The organism is Saccharopolyspora galaxeae (assembly GCF_016526145.1).
Taxonomy (GTDB): domain Bacteria; phylum Actinomycetota; class Actinomycetes; order Mycobacteriales; family Pseudonocardiaceae; genus Saccharopolyspora_C; species Saccharopolyspora_C galaxeae.
The window spans coordinates 190212-209156 of the sequence record NZ_JADDUE010000009.1 but is presented as its reverse complement, the minus strand read 5'-3'; the positions used below and the strand labels follow the sequence as shown (position 1 = coordinate 209156).

The 18945-nt window shown below is 69.6% G+C and carries 14 protein-coding genes and 1 tRNA gene; 7 read left to right on the top strand and 8 right to left on the bottom strand.

The annotated features are described in order from the left end of the window. Nucleotides 1-118 precede the first annotated feature (118 nt). The gene (rpsA, locus tag INP57_RS21100; RefSeq protein WP_200072016.1) at nucleotides 119-1654 is read right to left on the bottom strand and encodes a 30S ribosomal protein S1; all 1536 of its coding nucleotides are present in this window, start codon (nucleotides 1652-1654) and stop codon (nucleotides 119-121) included. A 601-nt stretch (nucleotides 1655-2255) separates the two neighbouring features. Between rpsA and INP57_RS21095 the strand changes: the two genes are divergently transcribed. The 4 genes from INP57_RS21095 to INP57_RS21080 all read left to right on the top strand — a co-directional run bounded on the left by INP57_RS21095 (nucleotide 2256) and on the right by INP57_RS21080 (nucleotide 6895). Continuing rightward, nucleotides 2256-3158 carry a class I SAM-dependent methyltransferase gene (locus tag INP57_RS21095; RefSeq protein ID WP_200072015.1) on the top strand — a complete coding sequence of 301 codons (903 nt, stop codon included), beginning with the start codon at nucleotides 2256-2258 and terminating at the stop codon, nucleotides 3156-3158. 63 nt (nucleotides 3159-3221) lie between these two features. Next, a complete protein-coding gene (locus INP57_RS21090) occupies nucleotides 3222-4154 on the top strand; it encodes a GNAT family N-acetyltransferase (RefSeq protein ID WP_200072014.1) in 933 nt (310 codons plus the stop codon). Between the two features lie 33 nt (nucleotides 4155-4187). Next, nucleotides 4188-4832 carry an ATP-binding cassette domain-containing protein gene (locus INP57_RS21085; protein WP_200072013.1) on the top strand — a complete coding sequence of 215 codons (645 nt, stop codon included), beginning with the start codon at nucleotides 4188-4190 and terminating at the stop codon, nucleotides 4830-4832. After that, complete coding sequence (locus INP57_RS21080) at nucleotides 4829-6895, top strand: YhgE/Pip domain-containing protein (protein ID WP_200072012.1); 2067 nt, start codon at nucleotides 4829-4831, stop codon at nucleotides 6893-6895. Before INP57_RS21085 ends, INP57_RS21080 begins: the two co-directional genes overlap by 4 nt. Before the next feature lie 55 nt (nucleotides 6896-6950). Here the strand turns inward: INP57_RS21080 and INP57_RS21075 are convergent, their stop codons facing one another. Continuing rightward, nucleotides 6951-7364, bottom strand: coding sequence for a VOC family protein (locus INP57_RS21075; protein ID WP_200072011.1), 414 nt, complete (start codon nucleotides 7362-7364; stop codon nucleotides 6951-6953). A gap of 252 nt (nucleotides 7365-7616) precedes the next feature. Continuing rightward, a complete protein-coding gene (gene polA, locus INP57_RS21070; protein ID WP_200072010.1) occupies nucleotides 7617-10307 on the bottom strand; it encodes a DNA polymerase I in 2691 nt (896 codons plus the stop codon). 105 nt (nucleotides 10308-10412) lie between these two features. Here polA and INP57_RS21065 point away from each other — a divergent pair, with 105 nt between their 5' ends. Further along, nucleotides 10413-10805, top strand: a complete 393-nt coding sequence (locus INP57_RS21065; protein WP_200072142.1) for a PaaI family thioesterase — start codon at nucleotides 10413-10415, stop codon at nucleotides 10803-10805. 16 nt (nucleotides 10806-10821) lie between these two features. Here the strand turns inward: INP57_RS21065 and INP57_RS21060 are convergent, their stop codons facing one another. Then, nucleotides 10822-11433: an ANTAR domain-containing response regulator gene (locus INP57_RS21060; protein WP_200072009.1), complete on the bottom strand. Its 612-nt coding sequence runs from the start codon at nucleotides 11431-11433 to the stop codon at nucleotides 10822-10824. A gap of 147 nt (nucleotides 11434-11580) precedes the next feature. Continuing rightward, entirely contained in the window at nucleotides 11581-14343 is a 2763-nt protein-coding gene (locus tag INP57_RS21055) for an AAA domain-containing protein (RefSeq protein WP_200072008.1), read from the bottom strand. A gap of 285 nt (nucleotides 14344-14628) precedes the next feature. Between INP57_RS21055 and INP57_RS21050 the strand changes: the two genes are divergently transcribed. Next, nucleotides 14629-14702, top strand: a tRNA-Leu gene (locus INP57_RS21050). A 319-nt stretch (nucleotides 14703-15021) separates the two neighbouring features. Here INP57_RS21050 and INP57_RS21045 read toward each other — a convergent pair. The 3 genes from INP57_RS21045 to INP57_RS21035 are packed head-to-tail and all read right to left on the bottom strand — an operon-like array spanning nucleotide 15022 to nucleotide 18041. Then, on the bottom strand, nucleotides 15022-15270 hold the full coding sequence (locus INP57_RS21045) for a hypothetical protein (protein WP_200072007.1): 249 nt from the start codon (nucleotides 15268-15270) through the stop codon (nucleotides 15022-15024). 26 nt (nucleotides 15271-15296) lie between these two features. Beyond that, nucleotides 15297-16640 carry a TRAP transporter large permease subunit gene (locus INP57_RS21040; protein WP_200072006.1) on the bottom strand — a complete coding sequence of 448 codons (1344 nt, stop codon included), beginning with the start codon at nucleotides 16638-16640 and terminating at the stop codon, nucleotides 15297-15299. 45 nt (nucleotides 16641-16685) lie between these two features. Continuing rightward, the gene (locus INP57_RS21035; RefSeq protein WP_200072005.1) at nucleotides 16686-18041 is read right to left on the bottom strand and encodes an RraA family protein; all 1356 of its coding nucleotides are present in this window, start codon (nucleotides 18039-18041) and stop codon (nucleotides 16686-16688) included. Between the two features lie 39 nt (nucleotides 18042-18080). On the opposite strand from INP57_RS21035, the gene INP57_RS21030 reads away from it, so the two are divergent. After that, nucleotides 18081-18941 (top strand): IclR family transcriptional regulator, encoded by an 861-nt coding sequence (locus tag INP57_RS21030; protein ID WP_200072004.1) that lies wholly within the window; start codon nucleotides 18081-18083, stop codon nucleotides 18939-18941. Nucleotides 18942-18945 lie beyond the last annotated feature (4 nt).

Here is an 18945-nt window from a genome sequence, read left to right as displayed (position 1 = left end):
GCTGCGCGACCACCCGCGCAGCACGAGCTCGACAACGGCCGGACGCGAAACGGCCCCGCACCTGCGAACAGGTGCGGGGCCGTGCGCTATCCGTACCGGGTCGACCGGTCTGCGCGGATCAGGCGCCGCCGGAGAGCTTCTCCCGCAGCGCGGCGAGCTGCGCGTCGCTGGCCAGCGAGCCCGCGTCCTCCTGCTGCTCGGACGAGGAGGCCGCGGACGAGTAGTTCCCGCCGCCCTGCGCCTCGCCGGAGCCGGCAGCGGCACCGCCGCCGCCACCCCCGCCGGAGGCACTCTCGGCAGCAGCTTCCGCGTCGGCCTCGGCGGCCTTCTGGACCTGCTTCATGTGCTGCTCGTAGCGGGACAGCGCCTCGGAGTACTGCCGCTCCCACTCCTCGCGCTGGGTCTCGTAGCCCTCCTGCCACTCCGCGGTCTCCGGGTCGAAGCCCTCGGGGTAGATGTAGTTGCCCTCGTTGTCGTACTCGGCGGCCATGCCGTACTGCGTGGGGTCGAACTCGGAGTCCGGCGTGAAGCCCTCGTTGGCCTGCTTCAGCGACAGCGAGATCCGGCGGCGGTCCAGGTCGATGTCGATGACCTTGATCATCACGTCGTCGCCGACCTGCACGACCTGCTCCGGGATCTCCACGTGGCGCTCGGCCAGCTCGGAGATGTGCACCAGGCCCTCGATGCCCTCGTCGACCCGGACGAACGCGCCGAACGGCACCAGCTTGGTGACCTTGCCCGGCACGATCTGGCCGATCGCGTGGGTGCGGGCGAACTGCCGCCACGGGTCTTCCTGCGTCGCCTTCAGCGACAGCGAGACGCGCTCGCGGTCCATCTCGACGTTGAGGACCTCGACCGTGACCTCCTGGCCGACCTCGACGACCTCGCTCGGGTGGTCGATGTGCTTCCAGGACAGCTCGGAGACGTGCACCAGACCGTCGACACCACCGAGGTCCACGAACGCACCGAAGTTGACGATGGAGGACACCACGCCCTTGCGGACCTGGCCGTTCTGCAGCTGGTTGAGGAACTCGCTGCGCACCTCGGACTGCGTCTGCTCCAGCCAGGCGCGACGGGACAGCACCACGTTGTTGCGGTTCTTGTCCAGCTCGATGATCTTGGCTTCGAGCTCGCGGCCGACGTAGGGCTGCAGGTCCCGGACGCGGCGCATCTCGACCAGCGACGCGGGCAGGAAGCCGCGCAGCCCGATGTCGAGGATGAGGCCGCCCTTGACGACCTCGATGACGGTGCCGCGCACCGGCTCGTCCTTCTCCTTGAGCTCCTCGATCGTGCCCCAGGCGCGCTCGTACTGGGCGCGCTTCTTGGACAGGATCAGGCGGCCTTCCTTGTCCTCCTTCTGGAGGACCAGGGCCTCGACGAAGTCGCCGACCGCGACGACCTCGGCCGGGTCCACGTCGTGCTTGATCGACAGTTCCCGGGACGGGATGACGCCCTCGGTCTTGTAACCGATGTCGAGCAGCACCTCGTCGCGGTCGACCTTGACGATGGTGCCCTCGACGATGTCGCCGTCGTTGAAGTACTTGATGGTTTGGTCGACGGCGGCGAGGAAGTCCTCCTCCGTCCCGACGTCGTTGACCGCGACCTGCGGCTTGGTAGCGGCTGCAGCCGGGACGGTGGTGGTGTCGGTGGACATCAGGTGGGTTGCTCCGGTACGGATAGTTTTGTCGGTTGCCTGTGCGGTTCACCCCGCAGCGGCCGGCGGCTCGCCACCGGCCGATCCGGCAGACCTTCCAGCCTGGCAGACCACCCGGCGCGCACCGGCACCGACCCCTTCGGGGTTGCGCCCTGGATCTTAGACTCCGGAGCCGACACCGCGACGAGCGGAACCGGCGAGAACCACGTCCCCGGTACGGCTCAGCCTTGCTGATCGGCCCCAGTTCGCTGCTTCGGCGGGTCTCCGCCGACGATCCCTGGTCGCTGCGGCCCGCCCAGTCCGGTTCCGGGAGTCCGATTCCGGGCAGCCGGTGCCGGTTCCGCGCGGGCCGCCTCTGGTCGAACGCTGAACCCCCCACCGGTAATCCCGATCAGGGCACGGCTCCCGACCTGGTAGTTCCGTCCGTCCCGGTCGTGGCGGTGATCGCTCGGTCGGATCAGCGGCGGACCGGGCCGTGGCGGGTTTCCCAGCCGGAATGCACGGAGACGTTAAGACCCACGGCGCGGGCGGTATCGTACGCGGCCGTGCGATCGCCGGGCAAACCACATACCGGCGCAGTTGGCGAATCACAGGACTGGCGATGCCGAACCAGGAACCCGATGCCGCCGGATCTCCGACCGGCCCGGCGCGCAACGAACCGCCGGACGGCGGTTCAGAGCACGCTGCCGCGGAACTCGCGCTGGGCACCACGGGTGTGAGCAAGCGCACCGCGGGCACGGTCGAATCCCGCTTGGCGAGCCGTGCGTGGTGGGACGCCGACGCGGACGATTACCAGGCCGAGCACGGCGAATTCCTCGGCGCCGAAGACTTCGTCTGGTGCCCGGAGCGCCTCCGGGAAGCCGATGCGGGCCTGCTCGGCGACGTCGCGGGAAAGCGCGTCCTGGAGGTCGGCTGCGGCTCGGCGTCGTGTTCGCGCTGGCTGGCCCGCCGAGGTGCGGAACCGGTGGCGTTGGACATTTCCGCCGGCATGTTGCGGCACGCGCGCGACGGCGCAGCGGCCACCGGCGTGGAAGTGCCGCTGGTGCAGGCCAGCGCGGACCTGCTGCCGTTCGCCGCGGGCAGCTTCGACCTGGCGTGCTCCGCGTTCGGCGGGGTGCCGTTCGTGGCGGACTCCGGCGCGGTGTTCGGCGAGGTCGCGCGGGTACTGCGGCCCGGCGGGCGCTGGGTGTTCTCGGTGACTCATCCGATGCGGTGGATCTTCCCGGACGATCCCGGCCCCGGCGGGCTCACCGTCACCCAGCCCTACTTCGACCGCACTCCGTATCTGGAGGTCAACGGACTCGGGCAGGCCACCTACGTGGAGCACCACCGCACGCTCGGCGACTACGTGCGCCAGCTCGCCGCAGCCGGCTTGCGGCTGGTGGATCTGATCGAGCCGGAGTGGCCGAAGGGCGCCACGCACACCTGGGGCCAGTGGAGCCCGCTGCGCGGCAAGCTCTTCCCCGGCACCGCGATCTTCTGCTGCACGCTCGACGAGCAGTAGCCCGGTCCCGCGCCGCGGCTGCCAGAATCCGGGTCACCCCGGCACGGAGGAGGTTCGGCGGACGTGGGCGGCGCGCAGGATCTGATGGACCGGCAGTGCGCGCGGTTCCGCGAGCTGGATCCGCAGCTGCCGGACGACTACCTGCTGCCCAAGGGCGACCCGCTGATGGCCCGCTTGCCCGGTGGCGAGCCGGTGGCGGGCTTGGTGGCGCACACCCGCAATCCGCCCGGCTCGGCGCAGAGCCTGTGGCAGGCGTCGGACGTCTTCGAGCTCTTCCCGCTGCTGGGTGATCACCCGCGCGCCGGCATGGACGGCGTGCTGGGGGCCTGGCGGGAGTGGCTGGCGGCTCGTTCGATCCCCGCCGAGGACTCGTCCTGCGTGGTCACTTGGCCCAGCCGGGACGTGCAGGCCACCCGGGCGCTGCTGGATCACGGTTTCGCGCCGCTGTCCTGCATGGCGATCCGCCCGCCGACCCCGGACACCGTTACGGAACTACCTGGTACCGTAAAAGTGCGCCGCGCCGGACGGGCCGATCTGGACGCCGTCGTCGAACTCGCGATCGCCGAGCACGATTACGCCGCCCTCGTCGGCACGTCGGTGCCCCGCCCGGGAGCCGGTGACCTCAAGCGCATCGCCGCGCGCCAGCGGCTGCACTCCGGCACCGACCCGGTGTGGCTGGCCGAACAGGACGGGACGCCGATCGCGCTCGCCGAATGCGGCTGGGTCGACACCGCCCGCCAGCCCGGCGGGCACCGGTTGCGCCGGGGGCTGTGGGCCTACGTGAACTGCTTGTCGGTGCACGAGCAGGCCCGCGGGGACGGCGTGGGGCAGCGGCTGATGGCCGTGGCGCACGAGGAGTTCGTCCGCGCCGGAGCCGTCGGCAGCTTCCTCTACTACAACCCGCCGAATCCGCTGTCCTCGGTGTTCTGGCCGCGCCAGGGCTACCGGCCGCTGTGGACCATGTGGGAGGTGCGCCCCGCGACCGCGCTGCGCTGATCTCCCACGCCGAGAAGGAGTCGAGACGACGTCGTGGAGATCGCCGCAGAAGCAGTCGAAGTCGTCGGCGCGCACAGCACCTTGCTCGCGCCCACCTCGATGCGCGTGTCCAGCGGAGAACTGCTGGTCGTGACCGGTGAACCGAACTCCGGGCACACCGCATTGGCACTGGCGCTGTCCGGCAGGCTGCGTCCCGCCCGCGGTTCGGTGCGGATCGACGGCCGCGCCGACCCGAAGGCGCTGCGCCGCGCCGTCGCGGTCGTCGACGCGCCGGAGATCACCGAACCGGAGCCGAGCGTGCCGGTGCGGACCGTGGTCGCCGAGGGGCTCAGCCTCGCCGGCCGCCGCGCCGGGCGCGCCGCGGTGCGTTCCTGGCTGGCCGCGCACGAGCTGGCCGAGCACACCTCGACCCGGATGGAGAACCTGCCCGCCGCCGAACGCACCCGGCTGCTGATCGACCTGGCGTGCGCCGCGAAGCGCACCACCGCGCTGGTGCTGGACAGCCCGGACCGGCACGGCGGCGACCCGCACGCCTGGTACGAGCTCGCGCGGCGGGAAAGCCGCAGGCAGCGCGCGGTGGTCGTGCTGTGCTCCGCGCATTCCGCCGACCGGCTCGCCCTCGTCCCCCAAGCTCGCATCGGCGCGGACGGCCGCGCCGCCGAAGAAGGTGCCCGATGACCACGTTCCGCCTGACCATGACCGAGCTGCGCAGGCTCACCTCCGGCAGGTTGCCGCGACTGGCCCTGGTCGCCATCACGCTGGTGCCGCTGCTGTACGGCGCGATGTACCTCTACGCCAACTGGGACCCCTACAACCGGCTCGACTCGGTGCCCGCCGCCGTCGTGATCGACGACGCGGGCGGGCAGCGCCAGGACGGCAGCACGCTCAACGCCGGTGACCGGGTTTACGACGAACTGGCCGGTTCCGGTTCCTTCGACTGGCACCGCACCGGCGAACGCGACGCCGAGCAGGGCGTGCAGCAGGGCCGCTACACGTTCGCGCTGGTGGTGCCGAAGGACTTCTCGGCCGCGCTGCTCTCGCCGGGGGAGTTCGAGCCGCGGCAGGCGCAGCTGCGGCTGGTCACCAACGACACGAACAACTACTTGATCTCCACCATCGCCGACAAGGTCGCCGGTGAGGTGCGCAAGGCCGTGGCCGGCGACGCGGGCACCGAAGCCGCCGACCAGCTGCTGCTCGGCTTCGGCACGGTGCACGACAAGACCGTGCAGGCCGCCGACGGTGCCGGGAAGCTCGCCGACGGCGCGACGCAGCTGCGCGACGGCATCGGCACCGCCGAGCAGGGCACCGGTCAGCTCTCCGCCGGGGCGCACCGGCTGCTGGATGGCCAGCAGCAGCTGGTAGACGGATCAGGGCAGCTCGTCGACGGCACCGGGCGGCTCAGCGCCGGAGCCGATCAGCTGCACAACGGGCTGCAGCAACTGCAGCAGCGCACCGCACCGCTGCCGGAGCAGACCGCGAAGCTCGCCGACGGCGCCGACAAGGTCGCCGACGGCAACGAGAAGCTCGCGGGCACCGCGGACGAGCTCGGCGAAGCCTCGCAGCGGTTCGTCGACAACCTGGAGCAGAACAAGACCCGCATCGCGAACCAATTGCGCTCCACCGGCGCCGACGAACAGACCGTGCAGCGCGTGCTGGACGGCCTGGACCAGCTGAACCAGCCGATCACCGACACGAACGACCAGGTGCAGGGCCAGATCGGGCAGCTGGACGCGCTCGCCGACGGTTCCCGCCAGGTCGCCGACGGCAACCGGAAGCTCGCCGAATCGACGCCCGCGCTCACCGGCGCCATCGGGCAGCTCACCGACGGGTCCGGAACGCTCTCCGGCGGTGCCGCCCAGCTGGGCTCCGGTGCCCAGCGGTTGCACACCGGGCAGCAGCAGGCGCTCGACGGAACCGGTGCGCTCACCGACGGCGCGGACCGGCTCGATGGCGGTGCGCAGCAGCTCGCCGACGGCTCCGGGAAGCTCGAGAACGGTTCGCACACCCTCGCCGACGAACTCGGCAAGGGCGCCAAGGACATCCCGGACCTCGACGACAAGACCAGGACGGACACCGCGCGGACCATCGGCGACCCGGTCGCGGTGGACAACCAGGCGCAGGTCAAGGCGGCCACCTACGGCGCGGGGCTCGCCCCGTTCTTCATGGGCCTGGCGTTGTGGATCGGCGGGTTCGTGCTGTTCCTGATCATGCGTCCGCTGTCGCAGCGCGCGCTGGCAGGCGGGGTGGCGCCGTGGAAGATCGCCTTCGGCGGCTGGCTGCCCGCGGCGATCGTGGGTGCGGCGCAGGCGGTGCTGCTCTACCTCGTGGTGGTGTTCGGAGTCGGCGTGCAGCCCGCGCACCCGTGGCTGACGGTCGGATTCCTGCTGCTCACGTCGTTCGCGTTCACCGCGGTGGTGCACGCGCTGAACGCGGCGTTCGGGGCGCGCGGGAAGTTCATCGCGCTGGTGATCCTGGTGCTGCAACTGGTCACCGCGGGCGGCACGTTCCCGTGGCAGACCACGCCGGCACCGCTGCACCCGCTGCACAACGTGCTGCCGCTGAGCTACGTGGTGACCGGCCTGCGGCATCTGCTCTACGGCGGCCAAGATCTGGCCGCGGCGGGCACGTCGGCGTGGGTGCTGGTGGCTTACTTGGCGGCGGGCCTGCTGCTGAGCACCGCGGCCGCGTGGCGCCAGCGGGTGTGGACACCAGCCCGGTTGAAGCCGGAACTGTCCTTGTGAACCGGACGAGGAAGGGGCCGGAGGTGCGCACCTCCGGCCCCTTTTTCCGCGCGCCTCAATCGGTGACGGCGGACGCCTCGGCTTCTTCGTCGTAGCGGGCGACCTCGAGCAGGTTGCCGTCCGGGTCCCGCAGGTACAGCGACGTGATCGGACCGGCCGCACCGGTGCGCCCCACCGGGCCTTCCTCGATCCGGACGTCGTTGGCGCGCAGGTGCTCCTGCACCTCGCTGATCGGCTGCTCGGTGACCAGGCACAGGTTCGCCGAGCCGGGAACCGGGTGCGTGGCGGTGGGTTCCACCAGTTCGCTGGCCGCGTGCAGCTTGATGGTCTGGTCGCCGAAGCTCACCGCGCGGCGGTCGCCGGGGAAGGTCACCGTCCGCATCCCGAGGATCCGCTCGTAGAACTCCGCAGCCCGATCGACATCGGCCACGGTGAGCACCAGGTGGTCCACTCTGTCGATGTTGATCATTTTCCTCCTCCGGGGCGTCGAGCCCCGGTTCGCCGGGCGCGCACCGCGCACCGCAGTCGTCGGCATCCGTTGTTCCGCAAAGGAGGCAGGCTATCCCCCGTATCACCCGAAAGGCTCAGCTGGGGCCCGCCTGCTCGCGTCCCGCCATCTCAATGGCTGGGACGCGCCCGGCGCGGGCGAATGATCGTTTCGTGATCGACCCGAAATCCGCCGACCGGCCCACCGGTTCCGCGGAACCCGGGTCCGCCCGGCTCAGTGCGCCGCGGCGTCCCAGGATCCGCCGACACCGACCGAGACCTCCAGCGGAACGTCCAGCGGATGCGCCGCCCCCATCTGCTCCCGCACGATCCGCTCCACCTCGGCCCGCTCGCCCTCGGCCAGTTCGATGATCAGCTCGTCGTGCACCTGCAGCAGCATCCGCGAGCGCAGCCCCGACTCCGCCAGCGCGCGGTGCACGCCCAGCATCGCCACCTTGATGATGTCGGCCGCACTGCCCTGGATCGGCGCGTTCAGCGCCATGCGCTCCGCCATTTCCCGGCGCTGCCGGTTGTCGCTGAGCAGGTCCGGCAGGTAGCGGCGGCGGCCCAGGATCGTCGCGGTGTAGCCGTCCTCCCGCGCCTTCGCCACCACCTCGTGCAGGTAGTCCCGCACCCGGCCGAAGCGGGCGAAGTAGGCGTCCATCTGCGCCTTCGCCTCCTCCGCCGAGATCCGCAGCTGCTGCGCGAGCCCGTACGCGGAGAGCCCGTAGGCCAGCCCGTAGGACATGGCCTTCACCCGGCGCCGCAGCTCCTGGTCGACCTCCCCGATCGGCACCCCGAACGCCTGCGAGGCCACGAAGCTGTGCAGGTCCTCACCGGTGCGAAACGCCTCGATGAGACCTTCGTCGCCGGACAGGTGCGCCATGATCCGCATCTCGATCTGGCTGTAGTCGGCGGTCATCAGCTGCGCGTAGTCGCCGCCGACCACGAAGACCTCCCGGATCCGGCGGCCTTCCTCGGTGCGGATCGGGATGTTCTGCAGGTTCGGCTCGGTCGAGGACAACCGGCCGGTCGCGGCGATGGTCTGGTTCAGCGTGGTGTGGATGCGGCCGTCCGCGGCGATGGACTTGACCAGCCCTTCCACCGTGGTCTTGAGCCGGGTGGCGTCCCGGTGCTCCAGCAGGTGCTGCAGGAACGGGTGCTCGGTCTTCTCGTAGAGCCCTTGCAGCGCTTCGGCGTCGGTGGTGTAGCCGGTCTTGGTGCGCTTGGTCTTCGGCATCCCGAGTTCGTCGAACAGCACCACCTGCAGCTGCTTCGGCGAGCCGAGGTTGATCTCCTTGCCGATCACCGCGTAGGCCTCCTGCGCGGCCTGCTTGACCCGCCCGGCGAAGTGCGCGCCGAGCTCGTCGAGCCGCCACGCGTCGACCGCGATGCCCGCGGCCTCCAGCTCGCCGATCACCTCCAGCAGCGGCAGTTCCAGGTCGGTGAGCAGCCCGGCGCTGTCGATCGCGGAGAGCTCGGAGTCCAGCGCGTCCGCCAGTTCGCCCACCGCGCGCGCCCGGACCAGCTCGGCGGCCGCCGCGTTCGCCTTCTCCTGCTCCTCGTCGGCGAGCAGGGACAGCTGACCATCGCCGCCGTCCTGCTCGGCCCGCAGCTCGCGCTGCAGGTAGCGCACCACCAGATCGGGCAGGTCGAACGACCGCTGCCCGGGCCGCACCAGGTAGGCGGCCAGCGCGGTGTCGCTGGTCAGGCCCGCCAGTTCCCAGCCGCGGTTGCGGATCGCGTGCAGCGGGCCTTTGACGTCGTGCGCGGCCTTCGGCAACGCCGGGTCGGCCAGCCAGTCCACCAGCGCCTTCTCGTCGTCCGGGGTGAGCTCGGTGACGTCGGCGTGCACACCGGCTCCGTGCTGGTTGACCAGCGCCAGGGTGCGCAGGTCACCGCCGCCGGTGCTCCAGGTACCGGTGCAGGTCATCCCGACGCGTGCGCCGTCGGCGGCGTGCTCGCCGAGCCATCCGGCCAGCGCACCGGGCTCCACCGGACCGCCGGTGACCTCGAAGCCTTCCTCGACTTCCGGTTCGGCCGACGAGAGCGTCGCGAACAGCCGATCCCGCAGCACCCGGAACTCCAGGTCGTCGAACAGCCGGTGCACCGCGTCCCGGTCCCACTGGGCCAGCACCAGCTCGTCCGACGCCACTCCCAGCGGCACCTCCTTGACCAGCTCGGTCAGTTCCCGGTTCAGCTGCACGGCCGCGAGGTGTTCCCGCAGCGCGTCGCCGGCTTTGCCCTTGACCTCGTCGACCCGGTCGACCAGCTCGTCCAGCGAACCGAACTGCTGGATCCACTTGGTCACGGTCTTCTCCCCGACTCCGGGGATCTTCGGCAGGTTGTCCGAGGGGTCCCCGCGCAGCGCGGCGAAATCCGGGTACTGCTGCGGCGAGAGGCCGTACTTGTCCTGCACGGCCTGCGGGGTGAAGCGGGTGAGCTCGGAAACGCCCTTGGTCGGGTACAGCACCGTGACCTGGTCGTCGACCAGCTGCAGGGAGTCGCGGTCGCCGGTGCAGATGGAAACCCGGAAGCCTTCCGCGGTGGCCTGCTCGGTCAGCGTCGCGATCACGTCGTCGGCTTCGTAGCCGTCCATGCTCAGCACCGGCACCGACAGCGCGCCCAGCACGTCCTGGATCAGGCTGACCTGCCCGCGGAACTCGTCCGGAGTGGTGCTGCGATTCGCCTTGTAGTCGGCGAACTTCTCGCTGCGGAAGGTTTTCCGGGACACGTCGAAGGCGACCGCGAAGTGCGTGGGCTGCTCGTCGCGCAGCAGGTTGATCAGCATCGAGGTGAAGCCGTAGACCGCGTTGGTGTGCTGGCCCGTGCCGGTTTGGAAGTTCTCCTTCGGCAGGGCGTAGAACGCTCGGTAGGCCATGGAGTGGCCGTCGATCAGCAGCAAACGTCGGTCTTCGGAAGCCATCACGCCGCCGAAGTCTAGGCTGAGCCACCGACAGCACGTGCGGCGAGGCGCGAGGAGAGGTGCAGCGTGACCGCGACCGAGGATGAGCAGGCGGGCAACGCCGGGATGGACCAGGTGCAGGCCCCGGACAGCGGCCAGTTGCAGCGGCGGATGGGCATCGAATTCGTCGAATGGTCACCGGAACGTGTGGTGGCGACGATGCCGGTGGAGGGCAACCGCCAGCCCTACGGCCTGCTGCACGGCGGGGCGAACGCGGTGCTGGCCGAGTCGGTCGGTTCCATCGCGGCCGCGCTGCACGCGGGCGAGGACCGGATCGCGATGGGCCTGGAGCTGTCCTGCACGCACCACCGCGGCGTCACCGAAGGAGTCGTGACCGGTACCGCGACCCCGCTGCATCGGGGCCGCAGCACCGCGACTTACGAGATCGCGATCGTCGACGAGCGGGACAAGCGGACCTGCACGGCGCGGCTGACCTGCGTGCTGCGCGACCGGCCCTGATCACGACCGGCGCTGATCACTCGAGGTTGTCCAGCACCGCCTGGGCCACGGCCTTCATCGTGGTCCGGCGGTCCATGGCGGTGCGCTGCAGCCAGCGGAAGGATTCCGGCTCGGAGAGGTTGTGCTTGCTCATCAGCAGGCCCTTGGCGCGCTCGATGGTCTTGCGCGCCTCCAGCCGCTCGCTGAGGTCGGCGACCTCGGCCTCCAGCGCCTGCACTTCGGTGAACCGGGACACCGCGAGTTCGACCGCGGGCACCAGGTCCCGCTTCGCGAACGGCTTGACGAGGTAGGCCATCGCCCCCGCGTCGCGGGCGCGCTCGACCAGGTCGCGCTGGCTGAACGCGGTGAGGATCACCACCGGCGCGATCCGCTCCCCCGCGATGTTCGATGCGGCCTCGATCCCGTCCATCTTCGGCATCTTGATGTCCAGGATCACCAGGTCCGGCCGCAGCTCCTCGGCCAGCCGCACGGCTTCCTGCCCGTCCCCGGCCTCGCCGACGACCTGGTATCCCTCTTCTTTGAGCATCTCCACCAGATCGAGTCTGATCAACGCCTCGTCCTCGGCCACGAGTACGCGACGTTCGACGGGCTTGGCCTCGCGTGGGTCCTCGGCAGCCGGCGTGGTCACCGGGTCCTCCTGGGGTAGTTCTGACACGGTCCAGTGCGTTGGTCACCGGAAAGTTCAGCTTACCGGCCACACCCGAAGGCCGAGATGACCAGGGAGGGTGACCATGCCGACACCGGTTCGACCATCCGCCCGGCCCGACCTGCGTGATCATCCGCGAGTCGCCCAGTGGTCCGCGGCGTCCGCCAGGGCCCGCCGGATCCGTTCCTGCTCCCGGCTTCCCGTGGTCGGCAGCCGCAGGATCGGCATGTCGTGCTCCCGGAAGATCGCGTCCTTGACCCCGTCCCGCTCCAGTTGGGCCGGGTTGTCCTCGTGGTACTTGAAGCCGTCGACCTCGATCGCCAGCAGCGCCTGGTTCGTCACGCGGTTGTAGACGACGAAGTCGACCGAGGAACGGTGCTTGACGAGTGTCCGTTGCCGCTGCGTGAGGCGGCTCTGGTCGGGGAACAGGTTCTTCAGCAGGACCTGGGGCACCGCGGTGAGGTGCTCGTTTCCCTCCTCCCCGAGGATTTCGCCGAGCACCGTCCACGCGATGTTCTCGGAGGGGTACTCGGTCCGGCGCAGGATTCGTTTTCTCAACGCCTCCAACCGCTGCGAGAAATCCTGGTAGAGCAGGTCGAAGATCGAGATGATCGAGCTGTCCGCCACGCCATCGCCGAGGTCCTGGTAGCGGATGTAGCCGACCAGATCCCGGATGTGGCGGCTGCGCGGCATCATGTCGTGGTTGGTGACCAGGACGAACCGCTGCTTCGCCCGGGACACCGCCACGTTGATCAGCTTCGGCTCGTCCACGAACGGCAGCCCGGTCCGGCCGTACCGGGTCTCGTCGAGGACCGTGGTCAGCACGACCATCTCCTTCTGCCTGCCCTGGAACTTGTGCACGGTGTTGACGTCGATCCCGTCGAGGACGTCACCCGCCTTGTCGCTCTGCAGCCGGTACGGGGTCGTGACGCCGATGTCCGCATCCGCGATTCCGCCGCGGTGCTGCGGGATCACCTCGGCTTCGATGACGTCCACCTCGCGCTGGTTCGAGCGGCCCCCTTCGCGGTGCTTGCGCATGTGGTTGCCCTCGGCAGTGCGCCACACGAGCATCGAGCGCTCGGCGCCGCCGCTGGTGTACGGGATGAGCTCGTTGTCGTAGAACTTCTTGTTGCAAAAACCGATGATCGTCGGGGAACACCGGTAGTGCTCGCGTAGCAGCGTTCGCGGGAGCGCGTCGTCGCCGTGGATTTCCCGCAGCGAGTCCAGGAGGCTGTTGCGGCAGTCGTAAGCGGGACTCGGCGGTTGGAGGTCCTCCGCCGGCTTCGGTGCGATCGGGGCCAGCTGCCGCGCGTCTCCCACCACGACGAGATTGCGGCAGCACGCCAGCGCCAGCCCGGCGACGATCGGGTCGACCTGCGAAGCCTCGTCGATGATCAGGTAGTCGAGCAGGACTCCGCTCGCGATGCTGTCCGCGAGCGAGTGGCAGGTGCTCAGCACGACCGGGTAGTCCGCGAGGAAGTCCTGGAACTCGTTGCCCCGCTTGTACTTGTCCTGCCGATAGGTCTTGCGCGGACGGTTCCGGTACCGAGAACCGAGTTCGGCGCGCAGGGCCCGGATCGAAAGATCCCGGTGCTCCTCCGCGAGCGCCCCGAATTCCGCCCGCTCCAGGCCGTCGTCGAGTCGGCGGAGCTGTTCGTCCAACTCGGCGATCCGCTTTTCGTAGTACGCCCGCTGGAGCCGCACGACCACGTCGGTGTCCCCGGGGTCGATCCCGCGCAGCGATCCGTATTTGAAGTACTTCCGGATCCGCCGCAGCAGCCCCGGCCGGGCACCGTTGCGTTCCAGGTCGCTTTCGGCCAGGTAGTCCAGGACGCGGGCGGACGAGCGGCGCAGCAGCGGCAGCCCTTCCAGGTCGGGTAGCTCCTCGCGGCGCAGGTGCTGCTCGAAGTGCCGCAGTTCCAGCCGGTACGCCTCGACCTCCTGGCGGAGCTCGGCGCTGCGCCGCTCGTCCCGCTGCAACCGGCGCAGCCGATCGTCCACTTCGGCCAGCCGCGCGGGATCGGGGTTTTCCGGGGTCTCGGCGGCGAATGCGCGAACCTGCTCGTTGCGGGTGGTCTGGCCGGCGAAGAACTTCGCTTGCTTGTCCTTGTTTCCGAGGTTGGCGAGCACGTGCCCGAAGCCGAGCTCGGCGAGCTTCTCCTGCACGTTGTCCACGGCGGCGTTGGTGTGCGAGACCACTGCCACGGTTTCGCGCCGGACGACGATGTTCGCGATCAGGTTCAGGATCGTCTCGGTCTTGCCGGTCCCTGGCGGGCCTTCGATGACCGACAGGTCGTGGGTGAGCGCCCCATCCACCGCCGCGCGCTGGCTGAGGTTGCAGCGGAACGGAAAGATCGGGGCGGTGCCCGCCTGCCGGGTCCGGATCGGGGCGGCCGAGAGGTAGGAACGCAGCACGCTCTCCGGATGGATGAACTCCAACCTTTCGTACGGGCGCCGCAACGGATCACCCGCGGGGAGCCCCGCCACGACCGCGTTCCAGTAGTCGCGCACCCCGGCCTCGAGTCCCGTCGGCGGAGGGCAGTTCAGCACCCGTACCTGGGCCGCCGGATAGCAGCGGTGGTCCTCACCCCGCTGCGTCCGGTAGAAGACCCGAGACCACGCACCTTCCGATCCGGAGAACGTGCAGACCTCCCCGGCGCTCGACCACACGGCGCCGTTCACCTCGACCCGCTCGTGTTCACCGACGACTACCTGCTCCGGACCGGCGAGGATCGAAACGCGCTCCGGGCGGTACGCGTACCGGCGGCCACCGTTGAACACGATGCCGACCTTCCCGTCGGCCGAATCGTGTCCGGACACATCTCGCGTCTGGTCCTGGAACCGCCCGGACTGATCTTGGATCAGGACGGCTTCGCAACGTGGATCGATCACGCGGTCTCCTCGGTGCGGAGCTCACCGGCGCCGCACGACCGCGGGCGACAGCCCCGGTAACGCGACGCGGCACGGCCACCGGGCACTACAGCAGACGATCGACGCCGCCTCCGGCGAATGCACCGACATCACCCGATCGGCGCCTGGTCGGCGATCACTGCGGACCGGACCGTCCCGCCGAGAGCGCGCCCAGCCGAAGCCAGGGGCTCGTAGACGTCCTGCGCAGGCCACAAGCGAACCCCGCCCACAACCTTTGATCAAGCCCACGCTAGGCTGTTCCCTCAAGCCCCCGTAGCCCAACCGGCAGAGGCGGCGGACTCAAAATCCGTACAGTGTCCGTTCGAATCGGACCGGGGGCACCCTTTCTCACCTGGTCGGCGCGGCCTCTCACCAGGCATTTCGCGTGAAAGACCGCACCGATCCCCTCTGCGGTTGCCCCCGGGCTTCTGCGGCTGGCTGCGCCCAATGGGCGCCCGCAGGATCACCATTGCGCTGAGTCGGGCTCGGTACCGAGCGCTTCCTCCCGCAACAGCAGCGCGATACCTTGGCCCTGAACATGGCCGACCCGGTGCGCGCCCGTCCAGTTCGAAAACGGCGCTTTCGACGCAGACTCGATCGTCGGTCAGACGATGCCGCTCACGATCATCCGCGAGTGGCTGATCTCGACGGTCTCCATTACTACTCGCCACCGTCCTTGGTCGGCATGACGTAGCCGCTGATGAATCCCACGAGTCCAAAAGCGACGCCGGCGGTGATGCTCGGTGTGAGCAGGTGATCGGCGGCCCACGTGACCCAGTCGGGCTGCATGAACACGACACCGGCGAGCTGGGTGCCGACCAGGACCGCGGCCATGGTGAGGAAAACCAGCAGGGTAACGATGAACGCGGCACGGCAGATGACCTGCGAGCGTTGCAGAGCGGCGGTCATGGGGTTCCTTTCCGGTCGGGGGTGGCTCAGGACAGGACGGGCAGAACGCCCCAGGCGATCAGGCAGCCGATGAGCGTGATCGGCACCATGTAGTAGGTGACCAGCGGCAGAAAGGTCTTCTCCGGTTTCGCTCCGGTGAGACCTGCCGCGACGAAGATCGAGCCGGAGGCGGGCGGGGACGCACCCTCGGTCGAGGCGAACACGAGGATCGCCGTGACGGCCAGCACGGGGTCGACGCCGACGGAGACGAGCGCGAGCAGCGAGACCTGACCGACCGCGGTGAGGGTCGCCGTCGACGACAGCGGACCCGCGACGACCGCCACCAGAACACCGACCAGCACCGCCATCACGTACTTGTTCAACTGGAAGTCGGTCAGGAGGGCGTCGATGTCCGCGGCCAGCCCGAGTCCACTGAGCACCTCACTGGAGGCGACGGCGAAGTACAGCAGCGCCCCGATGCTGGCGAACCGCGGCATGGCGTCGGTGATCCACGTCGCCCAGTTCCGCGCACCGCGCGGAAGGGTGCGCCGGCCGACGATCAGCGCAAGCGCGGTGACCAGGAGGGGAATCCAGGTGAGGATGGAGATGTCCTCGATGGACTCTCCGAGCGGCGTCGAGTTGGTCAGCAGATTCGCCAGCGGACCGACGGTGACCAAGATGGGAACGAGTGCGCCGAGCACGATGATCAGCGCGGTTCCACCGTCCCTGAGCGCGCGGCGGAGCGGCTGGAGGTCTTCGTCGGGTGCGCGCTGGATGCCGTCCCGGCGCACGAAGTAGGCGACGAGCAGAAAACGCCAGACGAGCTGATAGAGGCCCGCGCACAGCAGGGCGAGGTAGATCTGGCCGGTGGTGACCATCGAGCCGGCGAAGCCGATCATGATGACCATGGAGGCGCTCGGCGGAAGCGCGGCCCCGAGGCCACCGTTGCCGGCCATGACGGTGGCGCTGCGCTCCGGACTCCACCCGGTGCGCACCATCCAAGGTCCGGTGAAAGCTCCGGTCGCAGCGGTGTTGCCGGAGTTCGACCCGGACAGTGCGCCCATGACGGCCGAGCCTGCGGTGTCGACGAGCGCCGGGCCTCCGCGCACCCTGCCGATGAGCGAGTTCAGGATGGCCAGCAGCTTGTGGATGAGACCGGTGCGGTCGACGACGTAGGCCATGAACACGAACGCCAACGCTGCGTAGAGCACTTCCTCGTTGAGCGCGTCACGCAGGCCGCCGAGCAGCGCCTCGGGGGCGCCGGTTCCGGCGAACGCTGCGGTGGTGAGCAGGCCGAACAGCATGGCCTCGCCCATGTTCCGTTTGAAGACGACGTTCCAGACGATGATGACGACGATGAATGCGCCGAGCGCGATGAGTCCGGCGGGCACGGGAAGTCCCCTCTGCGACGGTGAAGTGGGGTCGGCGGGCGACGGTCAGGAAGCGCGGTCGGCGAGGATCCGCTGGTATCGAGCGGATTCGTCGGCTACGACGGCACGGGAGTCGGCGAGTACGCGTTCGGCGTCGGCGAGCGGGACGACGGCGACGCCATCGTCGTCCGCCACCACGATGTCGCCGTGGTGCACGACGACTCCGCCGAGCGAGATGTCGGTTCCGATCCGGTATGGACCGGACTTGTAGGGGCCGGCGGGCGAAACACCCACGGCCCACACGGGGAAACCGGCCCCCTGCAGCGCGGCGGCGTCCCGCACGGCGCCATCGATGATCATGCCCCGGATGCCGCGGTTGATCGCTCGGTGCGCGATCAGTTCACCGATCAGTGCACGGGAGGAGTGGCCGCCCCCGTCGACGACGAGGATGTCGCCGCGACGGGCGCGGGTGAGCGCTTCATGGATGCCCTTGTTGTCACCCGGACGGCAGAGCACCGTCACGACTCGACCGGCGAGGCGCGGGCCGGGCCAGACCGACCGGACCCGGGGAGCGACCATGCCCAGGCGGTCGCGGGCGTCGCCGATCGCCGCCGTCGGAAGCTCGGCGAAAGCGGTGATCAATGCCTCGAGGTCCTGCGCAGGCCCCCTGCTCAACGCGCTGTGCCGGCTGGCCACTCCGGTCGTGACGAAGGGCGAGACCCCCAACGAAGCCAGTAGGTCGACGGCGGCCTCGGATTCGTGGGCGCGTCGCAGGGCGTGTTTGCGGGTCCCTTGGTCGAGCCGGTCGAGTGCCTGCTCGCCGCCGGTGAGCGCGGCCGAGATCTGCGCCCGGACCCACTCGGTCTCGTCCGCTGCCACGCCGGCGTCCATCGCCTCGGTGATCACCGCGCCCAGGCCCTTCATGAACACGGTCCGGAGGATTTTGCGCCGGGACGCAGCGCCGGGCCGCACTCCGACCACCTCGACGTCGGCGCCGAGTGCCCGAAATGATGCGGCGGCTCTTTCGGCAGCGGGACCCGACACCACGAGCGCCGTCCCGGCACCGAACTGTGGCACGGACCCGATCACCGCGACGTCGGCGAAGCGGTCGCCTGCGTCCCCGAGCGCCGCGGCAACGTCCTGCTTGCATTCCGGAGCCGCCGCGTTGAGGTCGGCGTAGACCGCGCTGGGCTCCAGATGCCCGGCGACGTCGCCGGCAACCGTGACCGCGTGCGCGGCAGTGACCAGGCTCAGCACCACGTCCGCGTGGCGCACGGCGTCCGCGCCGCTGGGCATCCGGGAGACGCCGTCAGGCGTCGGCACGTCACTGGGGTCGTACCCGTTGACGCTGGCGCCGATGGCGGCGAACGCCGTCGCGTAGATGGTTCCGGCTTCGCCGAGGCCCAGCACTGCGATCCTCATCGATCCAACCTCTTTATCATAGAATGATATTTACACTCAATGAGTGAGATTGTTGGTCATGAGATGAACGGCAGTCAATACATCGCAGCACGAAGCGAGGAAAGTTCTCATACAGTGATAGGCTCGGTGGCGATGACTGCCCCGAAACAGAGCCCCATGCGCTCGGTACATCGTGCGTTCGAGGTGCTGTCAGTCCTCGAGCTCGCCCAGCAGCCGCTGCGGCTGACCGACATCGCACAACGCGCCGGACTCCATGTCGCTACCACACAACGCCTCGTCAGCGTCCTCGCTGAGCACGGCTACGCCAGCAGGCATGCCAACGGCTACACCGCAGGGCCTGCCGCGCTGTCCACCGCGCACGCGTTCGCCACGACGAGCCCGTTGCGGCTGGTGGCACGCCCCGTGCTGGAAGAACTCGCTACCGCGACCGGGCTCACCGCTTCGCTCTACGTCCGGGTTCAGGACAGCCGCGTGCTCATTGACCGCGTTGAAGGCGGACGACGGCCGCTCTACTCGCTGCCCATCGGGGAACGACTTGCGCTCTACCCGGGAGCGGCGGGCAAAGTGTTCCTCGCCTGCGAGCACGACGCCGAACTCGAGCACGTAGCGGCCGAACTGCCATCGGTCACACTGGCTGATGGCACCGTCCTCGACGAAGCCACGATCCGCGCCGACCTCGAGCACATCCGCGCCCGCGGCTTCGCGATCTCGGTGGACGAACGGCAATTCGACACCACTTCGGTCGCCGCGCTCATCACCGACTCCACCGGCCAGCTGCTCGGCGCGATCGGCATCAGCGGCGCAAGCAGTGAACTCCGCGACGTGGAGTCGAGCACGCTGCCCGCCGATGTCCGCCGCGCCGCGCAAGCCATCGGCACTCGTGTGCCTGCCATCGGCTGACGAC